We start from the raw sequence: 20,404 nt of genomic DNA, 5'->3' as shown, positions 1-20,404 counted from the left end.
CTCCCTTACATAGAACTACAGTTTATTTTTTCGCATCATTAGCTAATTTTTTCAATACTTGATCTGTAATATCTACACCACCGTATAATACAGTATCTTTAGTCATTACAACGCTAAGGCCTTTTGCATCACCCACAGCTTTTGCTGCTTCCATCGCTTTATCTTGAACGGATTTAGCAATTTCTTGATCTTTTTTTGCTAAGTTTTGACGTGCTTCTTCAGCTAATTTTTGTTTAGTCGCATCATCTTGTGCTGCATCAATTTTTGCTTGTGTTTCTTGTTGTAATTGACTTTGATAACTCATATATTCTTGAGCTGCAGAGATATAAATTGGATTATCTTGAGACATCATACGAGATGTATCGATAACACCAATTGTACTATTACCGCTATTACCACTTGGCGTAGCCATTTGTGTATACGCTAAAGCGCCAATACCAATAATAAAAATAGCAGCAATGACGATGGAAAAAATTTTCACATTCGCCTTGTTGTTCATCATTCGCATCATAATAGAGTGCCCTCATTTCTTTAAATTACTGCATCAAAGGATGCCATATAGAGATATTGGTGAAAGCCTCTTTAGAAACGAGGCCTCCACCATATATATTTACTATATTAGAATTGTGTGCCGAAGCTGAAGTGGAATTTATTTTTGTGTTTACCCACGCCATAATCAAGTTTAACTGGGCCAATTGGTGTAGTAATACGAACACCAGCACCAACGCCATAGTTAAAGGTTTTCTTGCCATTGTACCACGTAACATTTGGTGCATCCCATGCATCACCGATATCAGTGAACAACACACCACTAACCTTTTTAACGATTGGGAAACGGAATTCCAATGTCGCATTATACATATACTTACCACGGAATTGATCATCTTCGTAACCACGTAAGGAATCAGCGCCACCCAATGTAAATAATTGGCTATAAGGTGCATCACCTTGGATAAAACCACCACGTGCGCGGAATGCCAAAACGTTCTTAGCACCTAGTTTTTTATACATACGTGCTTCAGCTGTGAATTTATAGAAGTCGAAATCACCGCCTAAACCATGACCAGCCCATTGAGCTGTATAGGAAATACGACGACCACGTGTCGGATCATAAATATTATCACGGGAATCGTATACCTTTTGCCATGTAATGGAGTTAATACGGCCAAAGTTATTTTTTACGTAATTATTAGAGGCAAAATTCCAACTACCACCAGTATTTGGATTAGTATTATTCCAATCATTACCGCTACCACTTGTATTAGAGATAGCATCTGTGTCATAACGATAACCAGAGCTATCGTCACTATCCCATTTATAAGTATCTTTACGGGATTCTAATGTCAAGTAGTCACGTGTATATTCCCCAGTTTGACGACCGAAGGAGATATTGAAACCACGAGATTTCTTGTTATATTCTGCTACTTCATTACCATCTTCGTTGTAATCTGTATATTCATCTTCACGGTTGAAGAAGGAGAAACCAAGGGATGTACCCTTGCTGTCAATCCAAGGTTTCAAGTAAGAGATTTGGTAGTTTTTGTATTTTTTCTTACCACCGATTTCCCAGTGAACTTTGAATTTATCACCAGTACCGCGGAAGTTATCTTCACCAAATTCAATGATCCCCATCAAGCCATCAGATTTGGAGTAACCAGCACCTAATGTAATAGTGCCTGTTTTATGTTCCAACACATCGATTTCAATGATTACATTGTTAGGATCTTGTTCACCAGGCAACATACGGACATTTACATCGTCAAAGAAGCCTAAGTTGTATACGCGTTCTACAGAACGGCGTACCAAGAACTTATTGAAAGGTTTACCTTTCTTTTGAACGAATTCGCGAGTAATAACTTTGTCACGAGTTTTCTTGTTACCAGCAGGAACGATATCTTCTACAATACCTTCTACGATATGAACATGAAGCACACCTTGGTCATCTACACGAATACCATCTACATGTGCCAACATATAGCCATCACGAGCATATGCTGCGTTGATACCTTGAACTTTTTGGCCTACGTATACAGAGTTAAGAACTTGACCTGGTTGTAAATCCATGAATTTAGTCAACACTTCAGATGTATAAACCGTATTGCCTTCGAAAACTACACCAGTAGTAATTGGGTTTACTGTGACTGCAAAGTCCAATTTAACCCCTTCAGGTACGGTAGTGAATACAGGATTTACTTCAGAGAAGTAACCAGTATTACCTAAGTTAGTCACGTCTTTAAATACACCATCAACAGATACAGCATCGCCGATTTTTTCTGTTAAGATAGGTAATAATTGTGCTTGTTGTTCAGCTGTTACGCCAGAGATAGATAAACCAGTAATCAATTTACCTACATATGGATTAATAGACTCTGCATTTGCAGCTGTAACATATTGAGCCTCTACAGTTGTAACAGCTTGAGTTTGACCATTTTCAGCAGCCTTATCAAGGTCAGTACCACCAGTAGTTTTAGACACCATTTTTACTTGTTTGTCATCTGTTTTCAAAGCAGCATTATTTACTGTAACTGTTCCATCAGAACCTTTAACTACAGTACCATCGCTAGATATAGTTGTATCACCACGAGCAGCTAAGATAGCTGCATCAGTTTCATCTTGTGTACTTGTAGTAGTTGCATCAGCATTGTAAACAGCTTGAGTTGTAGCTGCATCATTAGTAGTAGCAGCATTAGTTGTTGTTGTGCTATTTAAATCTGGAGTATAGCCAGCTTGTACCTCAGCAGCAAATACACTGCCTGTCCCCATGACAGCAGTCAACACGGACGCTGCAAGCATACTTTTATAGGCTTTTGGTTTAAACATAAATTCCTCCTAGAACTCATCCCCATAAAAAGTTTACATCTTATTTTATAAAGACCAATAAATCTTTATTATTATAGCATAAAATACTGGGAATGAGTACTATATTAAACAAATTTTATGAAATTAATATGACTAGAATGTGCATACCTATGGGATTTGCACACTCTAGCCATAAACTTAAAAGCTTCTTGTCCAACGACCGCCTATATAATTGTTCCCTTGCGATGTATGCCATGCAGTGAACTTGAGGTTTCGTTTAACAGAATACTCTATACCATATTTATTTTGTTTATTATTGATACCCTGAGAATAAGTAAGCATAACTTTCGGAACAATATACTTGCCAATTTCAATATTATAATTGCCTGCTGTTTCTCTATTAGTCGGCTCATCAGGATCAATGGACCCAGTCGTAATATTAATCCTATCCAACCCCAATGTGTTTTGTAATGCATCTTGTACATAACCAAAGGCAAACATTTGTAGACCTGCTGTAGCAACAGCATTCACATCCTCATTTGTCAATGTACTACTATTAGAATCCGCACCACGCCCAAAGGTCAACATAGAGATAATTTGATTTCTAGACAAGCTAGGATTAGACGTCAAAGTTAAATCCATATGGTCCACAGTGCCCTTTACACCAAGCATGATATTATAATTGCTTACATTAGTTTCTGCCTCTAATTGCAAATTTGGTAAATAAGAGCCACTTACAAAGTGTGCATCGCCCTTAGTAATATTAAACACATGGTTTAAATACTTAAACGTACCAGACTTAACATCAAACTGCCCACTAGCAGTTGGATTTTGCAACGTGCCACCAAAATGAACATCACCACCAATGAACATGTTATATAAAGTACGATCATATAAACGTACCCCTTTACCAGCATGGACAGTAACATCTACCCCCATATTGGTACTACTTTCACTAGATTGTAAGGAAAGCGGAATCTTGAATTGGATATTTTCCAAGTCCAAATTACCTATCAATGTAGGTAGCCCATCGCGTTCAGCAATATAAAGTTCCCCATTTAATGGTCCCTTAATATACTCACTACCAATTTCTAAGCCATCCAGTTGAACCGCCGCCTTATAATTTGTGAGCTCATGACCAGACCAATTTACTTTAGCAGCTAAACCTGCAGTACCTTTCCCCATTGTAATTCGAGATTGGAAGTCTCCTTGTTGTCCAGAGAATATCAAATCCCCATCAATGTTTGTAATTTCACTATACGCATCAGCAAGCTTCATCGTACCATTTCGAACTGAAACTGTACCATATGCTTCAGGTTGATCTATAGTCCCAGTGAGTCTAATAGCACCTTTCAACGGGCCCGTAGCATCCTTAACACGCGTTGTTACTAAAGGAATAACCGCCATATCAGCTTCGTTAAAGTCAATCGTTACATCCATAGATTTAGCATCACTAGCTTCTAAATAACCAGATGTATAGAGTGCAGCCAATGGAATTTTACCATAAATACTGAGTTTATAACCGCTCTTTGTACCTTGGATGCGTTGAATTTGAATAACATGATCTTGCATTGTAGCTAATGCAAAGCCCTCATCAATACCAATTCCATTGAAAGAACCAGATTCTACCGCACCAGATAGTTCAACCTTTGGATTTTTGGTTTCTCCAGTAACATTCACAACGCCGGTCACCCAACCCGTAGCTTGGATATCCTTACCTATAAGTGGCAAGAATGGTACAATATCAACATCCTTTAATGCAACTTGTAAATCAGCTTGTCCATCAAGATCCAATGTGCCCCCCATTGCAATGAGGCCTTCATCTACAGGTAGCTTTAAAGTAGTAATTTTAAACTTTCGATTAGCTAAGCTAGCATCGATAGTCGCATCGCCTACAATTTTATCGTCAATACTAACATCATTAATCTTACCGTTAACAGTAACACTAGGATTATCCTTTGTCCCACCAACTTCAACGGAACCGTTTAATTTACCATCAAGATGCTCATTTGAGCGATCTAGCAAGTTTAATAAACTGTTTACACTACCATTAGTAACATCTAACACGCCAAATAGCTGTTTACTATCGTCGATCTTCATGCCGCCTTTAGCAACATAACGACCACCATCTTTTTCAGCAAAGGTAAAGTCTTGTACATTCACTACCGTTTTATCTGCATACACATGACCATGAATATCATTTAATAATTCCCCATTAATCGATAGTGCATCAGATAATATGTATCCATTAAATTGAGGGTTATCCATAGAGCCCGTGATAATTCCGCGCCCCGATAATAAACCATCAACGTGATAGTCTGTATTGATGAGCAATCTACCCATATCAATTTTCTTACCTTCAAAGTCTACATTAATGGCATCTTTAGAGATTGTACCGCCACCAGTGATAGTCGCACCATAACCTTCGATATCAAATCGATACAGCTCTAATATGTCATTTTTATAGTTGTATTTTACAAAGGCATTTGTTACGAGCTTGCCATAGGCAGAACCATCCCATAAATGAGCACGACCTTCTATAATAGGATTCGCCGCAGTGCCTGTAATATGATTATCTGATTCAAACCAGCCTGTAATTGGAATATTTGTAACTGTACGGATTAGGTTTTCAATGCGTACTGCTCGAGCTCGTGCATTTAAGTCTAATGCATCAGTATTAATGTTATACCACCCTGTTACATCATAGCCGCCACTAGCATCTCCAACATGTCCACTTGTGATGGTAAGAACATGATTATCCAACTGAATATCCCCATGGATATTATCAAATCGAGCCCCTTTATAGTGAACCTCTTGGCCCCATACAGTGCCGATCACATTTGGATTGTCCAAAACACCTTTTATTGTAATAGACGTATTCAACGTACCATCTACATCTTGTCCGATAATTGGGCTTAACGATGCCAATGGTAATGCATCACCAGAAACTGTAGCATCTACATTGCCGTTTTGGATATAGCCATATCCGCTAAACACACCATCTCCCATATTGCCTACAAGAGTAAGATTTGTTCGATTATCACTATGGGTAAAATTAGCTTTTGCTGCATCAACTACTACACCACGAATGCCAATTTGACGCCCTTCAACTGCGCCCACTACATCCGTAACTTGATTGTTTTTACCTAAGATACGAACCTCACCATCCACATTACCAGTAACCGGAGTGGACATATCTTTTGTAAAAGTATCCAAAGGTAAATTCTGAGCCTTTACGGTAGCATCAAAGTCACCTGTATCAACTACATATTGACCATTGACCTTAGCATTACCTTCGCCAACTGATAGGCGAGTATTTTCAAGACGAACTAATCCATCATCATAAACAATATCGCCTTGCAGGCGATCAACATGATACCCTTTATAAGAAATGCCATCGCTACCTATTGTTGCATCTACTCGAGGCGCTACAGTGGTTCCGCCAATATGCGCACGACCGCCAACAATACCAGTAACCCCAACATCGGTAATGGCTTCTAAATTCACCTTATCAGCTACAACATTAAGATTTAAATACTCTTCCTCTTTTCCCAATGTAATGAGACCATTCAGCTTTGCTTCCTGATCATTAATACGCCAAGAGCTGTGACTAATAACGATCTGGTCATGATTTAGCATAATGCGGCCTTCACCATCAGTAATAGTATAAAGCGTATTTCCCCGTTTATAAGTACCCGTTAAGCCTTTAAAGCCTACATTGCCACTCATAACATATTGGCCATCTTTACTTTTAACATTAAGATGTAAATCTTGTAATTTCCCACCCGTTACAGATAAATCTTTACGAAGTGGTACAAAACTCATGATACCAGTAGTATCAATTTCATCGGCTTGTACAAACACATCAAAATTAGATACATCATCCATGTCTATGTTGCCATTTACAAGAACAGATGAACCATCCACATCAGCAGTAAAAGCACCTTTAGACATACCACTCATATTGAGTGCAATAGTGCCATCAAGCTTTTCAACATTTCTCTTTATCCCATCTTTAGTACGTAGCGCTACACGACCGTTATTAATGGTAATATCGCCATCAAAACTGCCGGACTGATTCGGATCTGATGGTTTTACTAACTTTTCTACACTCCAAGATCCATCGACCAATTGCCATATGTGAAGATCAGGTGACTCCACTTTGACACTAGATATAGCTGTTGCCCCTGATGTATTACCACCAATTATGCTTGGCAACGCTGATAATTTAACCCCAACAGCTACATCTTGTGCAGTTCCTACTAAATGACCATCCCGATCTTTAATCACCACATCGTTTAGAACTACATCGCCATTCCAATTGATACGAAGAGAATCATAGTCCACCGAGCCGTTTATGGCATTATTTACTTGTTCTTTAACCATAGGTGCTACATAAGTTTGAGCGATAGGATTAATGCTGGCACCAATACCAGATAAACCTAAAATCGCTGCACCTATAAGGCACCACTTTTTACGGGTCATAATGATACTCCCATACACATTATGAATAATATAAATATATATACTAATCTTACCACAGACACAGTAATAACCATAGTGTTTTAGGGGTAAATTTTATAAAACTAATATTATTTCACACTAATCAATTTCTGCTATAAGTACACAGCTAATACAATCGCTCTAATATAAGTACGTTGAGTTATACGACTATAAATATATAGGCAATTAATTACTTGTTTACCATACCACAACCAATCTGAGCTAATATGAAATACACATATAAACTATTCAAGTAAATACTGCAATAGCAAAAAAGACGACCGAAGTCGTCTTTTTTGGTTACATATTATATTATTGATTGCTACCAAGTTTTGCTAATTGTTCAAGGGCACCACTATTAGCAATAACCTCACCACTTTGGCCAACTGGAGTATTCAATGGAACACCTGTTAATTGCTCAAGCGCTGCAATGCTAATATTGTAGTTATAAAGAGCTTGTACATAATTGTTACGAGCTGTTGTCAATTTAGTTTCTGCATCAAGAACGTCTAGGTTAGTACCAACGCCTGCACGATAACGAAGTGTAGCGATACGGAAGCTTTCTTGACCTTGAGCTACTGCAGTTTGTGTACTTTGAATAGTTTGTTCAGCAGAACGCAAATTCAAGTATGCTTTTTGTACTGCTAATAATACAGCATCTACAGTTGCTAAGTTAGCTTCTTTAGCTTGTTCAAGTTGCGCATTTGCTTTTTTAATGGCATTTTGTGTAGCACCGCCATCCCATAAACTCCAAGATGCACTAGCACCTACGCTCCAGGATTTTGTACTTGTTCCAAAATAACCATCTGGATCAATATAACCACGACCAGCTTTTACTGCTACAGTCGGTAAGTAGCCAGCTTTAGCAGATCTTACAGCTTCTTCTGCAGATTTTACATCAAGGGCAGATTTTACAAGAGCAGAACGATGAAGTAAAGCATATGCCTTAGCTTGTTCCAATGTAACATTATAAGGTTTATATTGTAAATCATGTTCTGCCGTATTAATAGCTGTTTGTACAGGATATGCAATGACTTGATTTAAACTTGCTTCTGCTAAATTTGCAGCATTTTGAGCTTTAACAAGGCTCGTTTCAGAGTCAGCAAGATTTGTTTTAGCAGCCAACACATCAGAACTAGCTACCAAGCCAACATTATATTGAGCTTGCACATTTGTTACATGACCTTGGTAATCTTTAACAGCTTGTTGAGCCACATCAACAAGATTACGGTTCATAATCAATGTATAGTAGCCACTAATAGCATCATATTTTGCTTGTTGAAGTGCTTCTTCATAGCTAGCACCAGTACCTTCACGTGTATAACGTGCAGAATCAATGCTTGCATCAAGTTGAGGATTAAATACAGGCGCACTTATGGAGAAGTTATGACTACCAGTTTTACCGCGACCAGTATCACCACCTGTTTTTTGAGCTGCCCAACCATAGCTAACAGTCGGGTTTTTAGCCGCAGCCACCTGGCTAACTGCAGATTTAGCAGCTTCATAACCCCATTTAGTTTGTTTTGCAGTGCGGTTATTCGCTAATGCTAACTCAATCGTACGAGACTCATCAAGGTCCAATTTGCTCTCATAAGTTTTGCTATCTTGCACAGATTTTTCAGCTAATTGCTTTTGTGTTAATTGAATAGCTTCTTTCTGATATTTACTTAATTGATCTCCATTATTAACGGAAGTTGTAACTACATCAGCAGCCATTGCACCTGTAGTAGCCAAGGAGAGCATTACCCCCAAGGATAAAACCTTTTTGTTCATAATATGTACCTCCATATTCACCTAAAGTGAATGTACTAGTCTTTAGAATACTTGTTTAATACCAAAGTAGGTACCACCGTTCGTGGAACTGAACGGCCTGGTCATTTGAATAACCCCATAAGTATCTTTATGTAAACGTATATCACTACGAATACGATATTTACGATTGTTAAGATCATATATAGCTGCGGACAAAGAAATTGGACTACCTAAATTATAATCAACACCTAGACCCAATTCACTTTCAAATATACCACCGCGCACTAACCATTTAGAACTAACGAATCGACCTGCATTCAAGTCAAATTTAGTGCCGTCTCCAATATTGGAAAGACCAAGCTCAGCCATCCCTTTATCATTAAAAGCACGAACACGACCATTGATGCGGAACTCATCATCTGTTGTGTTATACAACAAATCTACAGATGGCTCAATTTTAGTAGACGACTTTTTTTCAACGTTATTTTCGTCTACAACATTTCCATTTGCATCAGTTTGATACGGTTTACCACCCATCAATTTATTGATACGAGCAGAAATTTGTGCCGTATTATGTAATGTTTCCTTAATATTTTCCTGTGCTTTAGGATCTGTTACAGTAGACTCCATTGAACGAGCCATATTATCTACACGATCCGTAGTTTGTTTTAAGTTAGTCAAAATAGCACGCATATCATTGCCTGCATTACCATCTGCATTAAATTGCTGCGCTGTCTGATTTAACTGTGCTGTTACATCAGCCATATTTTGTGTAATCGCTACAGCATTATCAGCCATCGTTGCAGTAGATTGCAAGGAGTGCTTAAGTGCATTTTGCGTTGTAGGATCACCAATAATATTATTGATAGACTGCAACATTTTCTCTGTGCCATCCATTAATTTCTGAGCACTTTGCATGGCTTTCTCCATAGCATCTGCGCCTTCGCCCTTAACAGTGTCGCCATCTTGTAAAAATACTTTAGATTGACCTGGTGATATTTGAATAAATTTATCACCTAAAAAACCATCTGACCCTAATGTGAAAGTAGAATCACTTGGAATTTGTGTCTTTTCATCAAGCTTCATTTTTACTACAACACCATGCGGTGTAATTTCAATATCGGAAACATTACCGATAGCTACCCCAGAGTATTTAACCTGATTACCATTTTTTAGACCATTAACTTGAGCAAAATCCCCAGTAATCGTCATTTGCGGTTTAGCCAATATATCAATGCGTCCTACAAACAGTATGCCCGCAATAAATAATGCTATACCTATTATCGTGAAAGCCCCTACCTTGGCCTCCGTCGTCCACTTCATTATACCTCTCCCATCGCAGATACGTTAATTGGTTCTGCTTCGCCATGAATAAACTGTTGTACCTTTTTATTTGTAGAATTCTTAAAGTCTATTGTATCAGAAATTTCCACAAATTTCCCCTTATCAAGTAAAGCTATGCGGTCTGCTACATAAAATGCAGATTGCATATCATGTGTTACCACGATAGATGTACAACCGAGCCGTTGCTGCATTCCCTTAATCAGCATACTAATCGTACCTGATGTAATAGGATCTAACCCAGATGAAGGTTCATCATAGAGAATTAAACTCGGATCTAACGCTATGGCACGAGCTAAGCTAACACGTTTCTTCATGCCCCCAGATAATTCGTTAGGCATATAGGATTCATACCCTTTTAAACCGACCCAATCGAGACGCTCTGCTACAATGCGTTTTATTTCATCATCTCCTAAGTCCGTATGCTGACGTAAGCCAAAGGCTACATTTTCACCTACTGACATAGAATCAAATAATGCAGAGTATTGGAATACCATCCCCATTTTTCTTCGTACTGTATTAAATTCATCTTCAGATAATGTTGTAATATCTGTGCCATCTACTATAATCTGTCCCGATGTAGGACGCTGCAAGCCAATCAATAAGCGAAGTAGTGTACTTTTACCACTACCACTACCACCTAATATGACTAACGTCTCCCCATCATCGATAGTGAGATTAATAGAGTCTAAAATCACACGCGACTCATAGGCAACTACAACATTGCGTAGTTCTATCATAAATCCCTCTAATGTATCTACTAATATAATAAGGTAGATAAAAAGTAATTTAATACAAATACTAAAATGATACTAGTTACTACAGAACTAGTTGTGGAGAAGCCTACTGCTTCTGCGCCCATTTTAGTTTCCATCCCCTTATATGCACCTACCAACGCAATGACCGCGCCGAATACACTAGATTTAATTAAACCTAATGTAAAATCAGAAATAGTAGAGAACATTTGAATGGAATCTAAATATGTACTTGGTGCCAAACCTTTAATAGCAGTAGCTACAAAGTAACCACCAGCAATGCCAATTACCACACCGTAAAAAGCCAAGATTGGAACCATTACCATACAAGCCACTACACGAGGTACTACAAGATAACCAACAGGATCAACAGCCATAACACGTAGCGCATCAATTTGTTCTGTCACCTTCATTGTACCAATTTCAGCCGTGATAGCAGCACCAACACGGCCAGCCAATACAACGCCTACCAAAATAGGTCCTAACTCTCGCCCCATAGCAACAGCCATAAGACCACCCACAGTGCTTTGAGCACCATATGTAATCAATACGTCTGTAATCTGTAAGGTCATAACTGCACCAGCAAATAGCAATGTTAAACTGATAATTGGTAATGAATCCACGCCTAGGTGAGCCATCTGCTGAAATACATGCCATAGATTAATCATTTTCAGTTGTTTTATTGTTTGCCACACTAACAATGTAGCACTACCCATCTGTGATAGGCCTTTTATTACAGCTCGGCCTATCGATTCTAGCCAATTCAACAGTCTAGCCCTTTCCCCTTACGCTTTCAGCTTATTCAGCTGTATTAGTATCATTTACTTTAGATTCATCCTTTTTATCAGGTGTTTTTTTGTCTTGTTTATCAGACTTTTTCACATCTTTTTTACTGGATATATCCTTCTTAGATTGATCTTCCAATTCTAATTTATGTTCCATCTTAACTTGATTTTTAACTTCTCTTACGCGTTTAGCTAATGCTTTATCACGATCAGCTGGTTTCATAACATGAATTGTAAATTGACCATCACCTTGAACGATGTATTCTGTATCAATAGCAGTTTTTTCAATTTGATTATCATCGTCCTTACCAGAGCTCAAATCTTCTTGCCCTGTTTTTTTCTTTACATCCCCTGGCATAGGTTTTGATTCTACATCTTTAAGTTTAGCTTTTTTAACTGATTTAGAACCATCTTCATCAACCAGACTAATGCCATCTTCTAAAAACTCTACAACGATTTGATTATTCGTATCAGTCTTTTGAATTTCATCATAAAGCTCATTAAAATCTTTATGAACTTTTAATCGACGTAAAATTTCATCAGTTAAATTATATTTTTGTTTTTCTAATACATAAGGTAATGGGATCTCGCCTCCCCCACGTACCTCTAAGGTATACTTGCCAACAGCCTGATTCTCAGGAACTTTAAAGAAGATTTGTTTAACAACCTTCTCCCCACGGAATGGCTCCAATGTTACATCTACAACGATTGTATCCCCAGGAGAAACAATGGTAGAAGATGCAGACGCATCAATAAGCTTCGCAGTTTTCTTATCTTGTGTTACTTCAGTTTCTACAGAAATATCAGAGATTTCATAATTAATGAATCGGTTATTCATAAGAACATCGATAACATTGTAGAACTCATCAACAGCCTTCTCTGAGATAGAGTCAGAACTATAGAACATATTAGTTCGTGTCAATGGTTTATGTTCTTTACCTCTTGGAGTAATAGTATAAGAAATTGTAGCTGTACCAGCGCCACTACGATCTAATGTTTTATTCAACATATTATATAGAGATGTAGCCGCTAAGGTCGGTGTCATTTCACTATCTTCAATGACCTTAACAGAGCTAGTCTTATCACGCCCCATATCAAGGTCTTTCAAATGGAAGCGCATAGGAATGCCTGGAGAGATCACTCCAGATACGCCAGCAATACCAGCACCTCTATCTTCAGTTACTGAGCCTACTTCCTTGCCCATAGAACCTAATTTGAAAGCAGCATCATAACTTTTGACTACCGTAAAGATACTTGCATTGTGCATAAAGTAGTTTGAAGAGCCATGTTTCAAGAATGGATGACCAAAGGCTACAATTTTTTCACCATCTACATAAGTAACAGTACCAATAGCCCCTAATTTAAGATCTCCATCAACTAATAATGCTGCTACAGATCCACCAGCCTCTAATGGTTTAGTAATTTCATCACCACTAGCGCTAGCAGTATCATAAGTTTCATATTTATATTGTGGCAACTTAGATTTGAAGTAATCCATGGACGCTGCATCAAAGCCATAAGCCATAAGTGGGGTTCCAAGAGGGATCAATTGTTTATCGTCCCATGGTCTAGATAGATTCTTCTCATATGGAATATTCCATAACTTCACCATATCTTCGATAGGAGTAATCATCCCAATCGTACCATCCGCAAAGCCCCATCCATAGGCTACAGCACCAACGAGCTTGCCATTTATATATACAGGACTACCACTCATGCCATGAGCAATGCCTCCAGTTTTTTCCATAACAGGACCAGAGAACTTTGCCAAAATAAGATGACCAGATGGCCCCTTATCCTTCATGACACCCAGTACCTTTACATCAAAGGTTGAAATGGTATCTCCTACAATTACAGTTTTTGCAATACCTTCCATACCTGTAGTTACATCATTGACAGGCATGAAATCAACAGCCTGTGCAGCTGTAAGTGAAGTACAGAAGAAAAGCGCCAGTATCGCTTTTCTATACCGACGCCAAGAATGAGAAAACTTCATTCCTTCTCTCCTTTATTTACTTTCTACTGTGACAACGATTTGATCACGAGAAACGTCTGAACCCACTGTAACATTAACCGCCGTTACAGTACCAGTTACAGTAGATTTAGCAGCAGCCATAGGGCCAGCCAATGTCTCTACAGTTACCAATGTTTGACCTTCTGTTACAGCAGAGCCAACAGAAACTGTAGAAGCAACTTTACCTGTTAATACACTTTGGTATGATACAGGGGCCGCCATTACAGAGCTAACACTTAAAATGCCTAAAGCAGCTAAGGCCAACACTACTCTTTTCATAACGATCCCTCCTTTTACAAAATTAGTTATGTATGTATAGTATACTAAATTATTAGTAATTTTTCAAACAAAATTGTATGCAACGAATTCATTTTATAATTACAATATCCTCATAGGTCGTAGGATTTGGAGTAGCTTTATGTACGTACGTATCATTAACCACTAAATCAACGCTACCTTGATTTGATAATTCAGCACCATCTACGACACCTAGATTAGATAACAGTTTGGCCCCTTCTTGTTGTGTGACCCCTACAGATTGAAGGCCTGCTTTATCAACAGTAAGGACCACTAAATTATGATCTTTTGTAGTTCCTATGAAACTGCGAGCTTTATTATGGGTCCCATCAGCACCTACATAATTGCCATTCTTCAATACCATAGTACCCGCTTGTAGCGCTGCACCACCAGTAGTGCTAACTTGTGCTAACTCCGGTCTATTTTGAATCGTAATCGGTGTGCCCACTTTTAATTTACGCAGTGCATCTCTTGATTCTCCATGCCCAGATAATACATATTGGTTTTCTCCAATTTTAGAATTTCCTTTTTGACCACTAACAACCTTGCCATTGGCTACAGTCACTTCATAGCCGAAATCATTAGTTTTTGTAGAAGGCCCATAAGCTGATGTATATAGAGTCAAGGCATTTTCTTTACGTCCTGTATTAACAGATGTAATTAGGAATGTATCTTTTTGTGTTTTAGCTTGTAATAATGGTCTCTTTTCTTCAATAAAATATCCCCGATTTGGTGTATATCGCAAGGTGCCACGATTAGAAATACGCTCTAAATCAATCGTTCCATCACTAGCTACTGAATAAGGACGATCAAAACTTCCGCCCTTTACCTTTGCTCCAATGATGGCAGTATGTGATTGAACCACAGATGATAAGGTTTTTCCTTCTGGAACATGGGCTACTACCATAGGTGAATCATTATCAACAGATAACGCAAAGGCTTGAATCTTACCTTCTGCTACAGTGTTATTAATCTTGCTATACGTAACGGATTTATTTACATCTTTTGTTGTTTGTTGAGCATAGCTAGAAAATAAATCCACTACAATACGCGATGGCTTTTCCAATGTAAACTCATGGTGTTGTACATCCTTATTAGCCGTCAATGTTACTTGTAAAGCGCCATTAACAGGTTGCAAACCAATACCTTTTAAAACACCTGTTTTCGTGTTATTTTGAGCTACAGGTCCAGTCAATCCATTTGTGGTACCACCTAGGTTAAGGGTAAGAGCATGTGTGGACTCATTATAAGATTTAGTCCAAGATACAGGCATTTCAGACACATCTAATACGATTCGACTTGTACCTTCGTGATTAGATACACGTACGCCGGTTAAATTTCCAGCTTCCGCATAAGGTATTGTACTGCCTAGAAAGCCTAACACAGCAAAAGTCATATATAAATATCGTTTCATTTACAATTCCTCTATAGCGACAACCCATATTGATAGATTTATATTCATACATCAATTTTATGCAATATACTTTTACTATAGTATACATCATAACGATGAAAATTACAAAAAGGATGCACTAAAAAAGAAGTTACTATCTACCGTCATTCCATTTTTCAATGGTCTATCTATAAATAGTAACTTCCTCAAATTTTACATTATTTCAATGAAATATTTTATTGTAATTCATCCAATGTATCACGCAATTGTGACATTTCATCAAGAGCTTTTGCAACCCCTTTGATAACAGCATATCGCGGAGACTCTACCAAATAAGATGCAATACCAACAGAACGTGTAATAACACGATCTAAACCATCGATGAGAGCACCGCCACCTGTCAGAATGATACCATGATCATTAATGGCTGCTACAAGTTCTGGAGGCGTTTTTTCTAAAATCGATTTAATGCCTTCTAGAATATTCATCACTTGCGCCTCTAAGGCACGTTGAATTTCTAAGGAATTAACAGCAACCATCTTAGGTAGTCCAGAGCTGGCATCACGCCCTCTAACCTCTATAGTTCGTTCTTTAGCTCGTCGATCTACGGTACCAACAGAAATCTTTATCTTTTCTGCTGTTAAAGGTCCAATAACAAGTCGCTTCTTACGACGTATATAGCGAATAATAGATTCATTGAAGGAATCTCCCCCAATACGAAGGGATTCACTCACAACAACACCAGTATCACAAAGAACGGCAATATCAGTAGTACCGCCACCTACATCGACAACCATAGCTCCAACTTGGTCAGCATCATTGAGACCTGTACCCATAGCTGCTGCTAATGGTTCCTCAATAAGAACAGTCTTTTTCGCGCCTGTTCTAAGTAAAGCCTCTAAAATAGCACGTTTTTCAACAGGCGTAATTCCAGATGGCACACATACGATAATACGCATTTTCATCAATCTAGAAGCAGGCACAACGGAACGAATAAAGTATTTTAACATAAATTCGGTCATATCGTAATCTGCGATAACACCCGCTTGAACAGGACGAATAACAGATATGCCTTTAGGTGTACGCCCAACCATAGAACGTGCAGCTTCACCTAACGCGAGTATATCTCCGGTTTTATCATCACGTGCAATATAGGCAGGCTCATCTAAGACAAGCCCTTTCCCTTTAGCAAAGATAAGAATATTGGCAGTTCCCAAATCTATACCTAAGTCAAAATTCAATGAACGATTCAATCGCCCCATTAAATCGCCCACTTGTTCAGGACGAACTAAACGCTTTAATGTCATAGCAGGCGTAGTTTTAGCAATAGCTACGGTTTCACGACTACGGCGCTCTGCACGGCGCATCTTTGTAACCCTAACCATAGCCTCGCGCATATTAGAAGCTAAATGATTCGCTTGTTTAGCTACACCTTCTGAAAGTTTCGTAGACTTACGTTTTGTTCTACGCAAGGGCTTACGAGTCGTGCTCGCCTTAGAGTTTTCAACCTTTGCAGCACCTAAGTTTTGTTGCTTGTTGTATAAAGCCGGCCCTTTTGAGCGCCGGCTTCGTTTCTTTTTATTCTGTTTTGGCTCTGTACTTTTATTCGTCAACCCGAACAATATCAGCACCTAACCTTTGCAATTTACCTACGAAATCATCATAACCACGATCGATATGATGTAGACGACCTACTTCAGTTCTACCTTCTGCAGTCAACGCAGCACAAACAAGAGCCGCACCTGCACGCAAGTCTGTAGCATTAACTACAGCACCATGTAAGCGTGGCATACCTTCTACAATCGCTTGACGATTGTCGATATCGATATGGGCACCCATTTTGCGAAGTTCCGCAACGTGCATGAAGCGGTTTTCAAATACAGTTTCTGTTACAGTACTTGTACCTTCAGCGATTGTAGTAAGCGCCATAAATTGAGCTTGCATATCTGTTGGGAAGCCTGGGTATGGCAATGTTTTAATATCAACAGCTTTAATGCCTTTGCCAGTACTGATAACGCGAATACCATCAATTTCTTCCTCTACAGTAACGCCAGCTTCTTTTAACTTAGCTACTACTGGTTTCAAATGTTCTGGCAATGCATTTTCTACAAATACGTCACCACCAGCCATAGCAGCAGCAATCAAATATGTACCAGCTTCGATACGGTCAGGAATAACCGTATGAATCGCACCATGTAATTGAGGCACACCTTCAATGCGGATTACATTTGTACCAGCACCGCGAATATTAGCGCCCATTGCATTTAAGAATGTTGCTAAATCAACGATTTCAGGTTCTTCCGCAGCATTTTCGATAACAGTTTTACCTTCAGCCATGGAAGCTGCCATAATTACGTTTTCTGTAGCCCCTACACTTGGGAAATCCAAATAAATTTGAGTGCCTTTAAGACCTTCTGGAGCATGAGCATATACATAATCTTCAGTAATTTCAATTTTAGCACCTAGTGCTTCGAACGCTTTTAGGTGAAGGTCGATAGGACGTGCACCAATCGCACAACCACCTGGCATGGAGATTTTCGCCTCCCCTTTGCGCGCCAAAAGTGGCCCCATCACAAGGAAAGATGCACGCATTTTGCGTACAAGCTCATAAGGAGCTTCCGTAGCAGTCAATGTAGACGCATCGAAAATAATTTCATCATCTGCTTTATTACGAGTAATTTTAACCCCCAAAGACTCGATAACTTGGCAAATTGTACCTACATCTTCCAAATTTGGAATTTCAAGTAATTTACTAGGTGTTGATGCTAGCAAAGTACCGGCAATAATAGGGAGTACCGCATTTTTAGCACTACTAACACGTACACGGCCTTCCAACCGGTTGCCACCTTGAATGATTAGCTTTTCCAACAGAATTCCTCCTACACTTTATATCGATCATCTTGTATGAACTACAAGACGTTGTATTTATAACGTCATATACTAAATGTTATTATACTATTTTTCGATATATCTCATCAAGAGACTGTGAGAAAATACTGAGAAAAAAAGCCCCTCATTTTTGATATGTACCCCCTTTACTGGACAACCAGTAAAAATGGAGAGGACATATCAATTTTGAGGGGCTAAATTATTATTTGGCTTTTAAGGATTTTAGCTTCTCATCCATATGCACTGTATCTAAGAAACGAACAGTACCTGTTTTAGAACGCATTACGATAGTATGTGTACGCGCACCACCTGGGAAGTATTGAATAGCATTCAATAAGTTACCGCGAGTAATAGCAGTAGCCGCAAAGATGACATCATCTGTACGAACTAGATCATCCAATGTAAGTACTTGATTTACATCGGTAATACCCATTTCATGACAACGACGAATTTCTTCTTCTGTTTCTGGTTTCAAGCGCGCTTGCATATCGCCACCTACGCATTTTAAAGCTGCCGCAGCCAATACGCCTTCTGGTGCACCACCAGTACCAACAACCATGTGCACACCAGAGCCTTCGATACAACATTCCATAGCTGGGTTAACATCGCCATCAGAAATTAACATAATACGTGCACCAAGATCACGCGCTTCTTTCATCAAACCATAATGACGCTCACGATCAAGCATTACAAGTGTAATTTCATCAACATTGCGATTCATTTTTGCAGCTACATTTTTAATATTTTCTGTTAAAGATTTTGTAATATCGATAGCACCTGCACCACGAGGACCAACACAAAGTTTTTCCATGTACATATCTGGCGCATGTAACAAGCCACCTTTTTCAGCAATAGCCATAACTGCAATCGCACCATTTTGGCCTTTTGCAATCAAGTTTGTGCCTTCAATAGGGTCAACTGCGATGTCTACTTCTGGGCCACCCGCACCTACATGTTCACCAATGTAAAGCATAGGTGCTTCATCGATTTCGCCTTCGCCAATAACAACTGTACCAGAAATACGAACAGAGTCAAATGCTTGACGCATTGCGTCTACAGCAAGACCATCCGCTGCATCCTTTTGACCGCGACCAAGTAAACGACCGCTGCGCAAAGCAGCCGCTTCAACGACACGAGCAAATTCCAAAGATAATGTACGATCCATAATAGGCCTCCTTATAAGTCCTGTGTCTATTGTAATATGACCCTTACATCGAGCCGAATACTTAACTTATTGATTAGCTTGTTTCCAATCTGCCATAAACTTTTCAAGCCCTGCATCTGTTAGTGGATGTTTCATAGCTTGCATAAGCACTTTAAATGGCACAGTTGCAATATGAGCACCAGCTTTTGCACATTGAATGATATGCAATGGTGTTCTCACACTAGCCGCAATAATTTCAGTTTCAATGCTATGAATAGCAAATATATCTGCAATATCTTGAATCAATGTAAGACCATCCATACTGATATCATCAATACGGCCAACAAATGGGCTCACATATGTAGCACCTGCACGAGCTGCTAATAAGGCTTGGTTGGCAGAGAAGATTAAGGTTACATTAGTTTTAATGCCTTCTTTGCTTAAAACTGCAACAGCTTTAAGGCCTTCTGGAGTCATAGGCACTTTGATAACTACATTAGAGCCTAATTTTACAAGCTCATGAGCTTCCGCAATCATACCTTCTGCATCAGAAGCAATAACCTCTGCACTCACAGGGCCCTCTACCAAATTAGCGATTTCAGAAATAACTTGTTTTAAATCGCGTTTAGCTTTCACGATAAGGGAGGGATTAGTAGTAACACCATCGATAAAACCAAAAGCATACGCCTCTTTAATCTCATCAAATTCTGCTGTATCAATAAAGAACTTCAT

General features: G+C 38.9%; 14 protein-coding genes. All 14 read right to left on the bottom strand.

The window, feature by feature from the left end:
- Window positions 1–22: 22 nt before the first annotated feature.
- The 14 genes from VCHSUH04_RS08385 to fsa all read right to left on the bottom strand — a co-directional run bounded on the left by VCHSUH04_RS08385 (window position 23) and on the right by fsa (window position 20,404).
- On the bottom strand, window positions 23–511 hold the full coding sequence (locus VCHSUH04_RS08385; RefSeq protein WP_105086180.1) for an OmpH family outer membrane protein: 489 nt from the start codon (window positions 509–511) through the stop codon (window positions 23–25).
- 107 nt (window positions 512–618) lie between these two features.
- Window positions 619–2,820 (bottom strand): outer membrane protein assembly factor, encoded by a 2,202-nt coding sequence (locus VCHSUH04_RS08380; protein WP_105086179.1) that lies wholly within the window; start codon window positions 2,818–2,820, stop codon window positions 619–621.
- A gap of 177 nt (window positions 2,821–2,997) precedes the next feature.
- Complete coding sequence (locus VCHSUH04_RS08375) at window positions 2,998–7,284, bottom strand: translocation/assembly module TamB domain-containing protein (RefSeq protein WP_105086178.1); 4,287 nt, start codon at window positions 7,282–7,284, stop codon at window positions 2,998–3,000.
- 330 nt (window positions 7,285–7,614) lie between these two features.
- Window positions 7,615–9,075 carry a TolC family protein gene (locus VCHSUH04_RS08370; protein ID WP_105086177.1) on the bottom strand — a complete coding sequence of 487 codons (1,461 nt, stop codon included), beginning with the start codon at window positions 9,073–9,075 and terminating at the stop codon, window positions 7,615–7,617.
- 42 nt (window positions 9,076–9,117) lie between these two features.
- Entirely contained in the window at window positions 9,118–10,377 is a 1,260-nt protein-coding gene (locus VCHSUH04_RS08365) for an MlaD family protein (RefSeq protein ID WP_105086176.1), read from the bottom strand.
- The gene (locus VCHSUH04_RS08360) at window positions 10,377–11,135 is read right to left on the bottom strand and encodes an ABC transporter ATP-binding protein (RefSeq protein ID WP_105086175.1); all 759 of its coding nucleotides are present in this window, start codon (window positions 11,133–11,135) and stop codon (window positions 10,377–10,379) included. The genes VCHSUH04_RS08365 and VCHSUH04_RS08360 overlap by 1 nt, the downstream gene beginning before the upstream one ends.
- Window positions 11,136–11,155: 20 nt before the next feature.
- Complete coding sequence (locus VCHSUH04_RS08355; RefSeq protein WP_105086174.1) at window positions 11,156–11,917, bottom strand: ABC transporter permease; 762 nt, start codon at window positions 11,915–11,917, stop codon at window positions 11,156–11,158.
- A 31-nt stretch (window positions 11,918–11,948) separates the two neighbouring features.
- Window positions 11,949–13,931 (bottom strand): SpoIVB peptidase S55 domain-containing protein, encoded by a 1,983-nt coding sequence (locus tag VCHSUH04_RS08350; RefSeq protein ID WP_105086173.1) that lies wholly within the window; start codon window positions 13,929–13,931, stop codon window positions 11,949–11,951.
- 12 nt (window positions 13,932–13,943) lie between these two features.
- A complete protein-coding gene (locus VCHSUH04_RS08345) occupies window positions 13,944–14,228 on the bottom strand; it encodes a biotin/lipoyl-containing protein (protein ID WP_005387253.1) in 285 nt (94 codons plus the stop codon).
- Between the two features lie 88 nt (window positions 14,229–14,316).
- Entirely contained in the window at window positions 14,317–15,660 is a 1,344-nt protein-coding gene (locus tag VCHSUH04_RS08340; RefSeq protein WP_105086172.1) for a phosphodiester glycosidase family protein, read from the bottom strand.
- A 215-nt stretch (window positions 15,661–15,875) separates the two neighbouring features.
- Entirely contained in the window at window positions 15,876–17,261 is a 1,386-nt protein-coding gene (locus VCHSUH04_RS08335; RefSeq protein WP_105086171.1) for a rod shape-determining protein, read from the bottom strand.
- On the bottom strand, window positions 17,242–18,507 hold the full coding sequence (murA, locus tag VCHSUH04_RS08330) for a UDP-N-acetylglucosamine 1-carboxyvinyltransferase (protein ID WP_105086170.1): 1,266 nt from the start codon (window positions 18,505–18,507) through the stop codon (window positions 17,242–17,244). The genes VCHSUH04_RS08335 and murA overlap by 20 nt, the downstream gene beginning before the upstream one ends.
- Window positions 18,508–18,730: 223 nt before the next feature.
- Window positions 18,731–19,693, bottom strand: coding sequence for a class II fructose-bisphosphatase (glpX, locus tag VCHSUH04_RS08325; protein WP_105086169.1), 963 nt, complete (start codon window positions 19,691–19,693; stop codon window positions 18,731–18,733).
- Between the two features lie 66 nt (window positions 19,694–19,759).
- Window positions 19,760–20,404, bottom strand: a complete 645-nt coding sequence (gene fsa, locus VCHSUH04_RS08320) for a fructose-6-phosphate aldolase (RefSeq protein WP_105086168.1) — start codon at window positions 20,402–20,404, stop codon at window positions 19,760–19,762.

Origin of the sequence: Veillonella sp. T14073-2 (assembly GCF_002959875.1) — a bacterium.
Lineage (GTDB): Bacteria > Bacillota > Negativicutes > Veillonellales > Veillonellaceae > Veillonella > Veillonella infantium.
This window is presented reverse-complemented; position numbering and strand designations above follow the sequence as displayed.

Bases quoted from the DNA above. Each gene is read 5' to 3' on its own strand.
- fsa (WP_105086168.1), bottom strand. From the start codon at position 20,404: ATGAAGTTCTTTATTGATACAGCAGAATTTGATGAGATTAAAGAGGCG.
- VCHSUH04_RS08370 (WP_105086177.1), bottom strand. From the start codon at position 9,075: ATGAACAAAAAGGTTTTATCCTTGGGGGTAATGCTCTCCTTGGCTACT.
- glpX (WP_105086169.1), bottom strand. From the start codon at position 19,693: ATGGATCGTACATTATCTTTGGAATTTGCTCGTGTCGTTGAAGCGGCT.
- VCHSUH04_RS08340 (WP_105086172.1), bottom strand. From the start codon at position 15,660: ATGAAACGATATTTATATATGACTTTTGCTGTGTTAGGCTTTCTAGGC.
- VCHSUH04_RS08360 (WP_105086175.1), bottom strand. From the start codon at position 11,135: ATGATAGAACTACGCAATGTTGTAGTTGCCTATGAGTCGCGTGTGATT.
- VCHSUH04_RS08345 (WP_005387253.1), bottom strand. From the start codon at position 14,228: ATGAAAAGAGTAGTGTTGGCCTTAGCTGCTTTAGGCATTTTAAGTGTT.
- VCHSUH04_RS08385 (WP_105086180.1), bottom strand. From the start codon at position 511: ATGATGCGAATGATGAACAACAAGGCGAATGTGAAAATTTTTTCCATC.
- VCHSUH04_RS08375 (WP_105086178.1), bottom strand. From the start codon at position 7,284: ATGACCCGTAAAAAGTGGTGCCTTATAGGTGCAGCGATTTTAGGTTTA.
- VCHSUH04_RS08365 (WP_105086176.1), bottom strand. From the start codon at position 10,377: ATGAAGTGGACGACGGAGGCCAAGGTAGGGGCTTTCACGATAATAGGT.
- VCHSUH04_RS08350 (WP_105086173.1), bottom strand. From the start codon at position 13,931: ATGAAGTTTTCTCATTCTTGGCGTCGGTATAGAAAAGCGATACTGGCG.
- VCHSUH04_RS08380 (WP_105086179.1), bottom strand. From the start codon at position 2,820: ATGTTTAAACCAAAAGCCTATAAAAGTATGCTTGCAGCGTCCGTGTTG.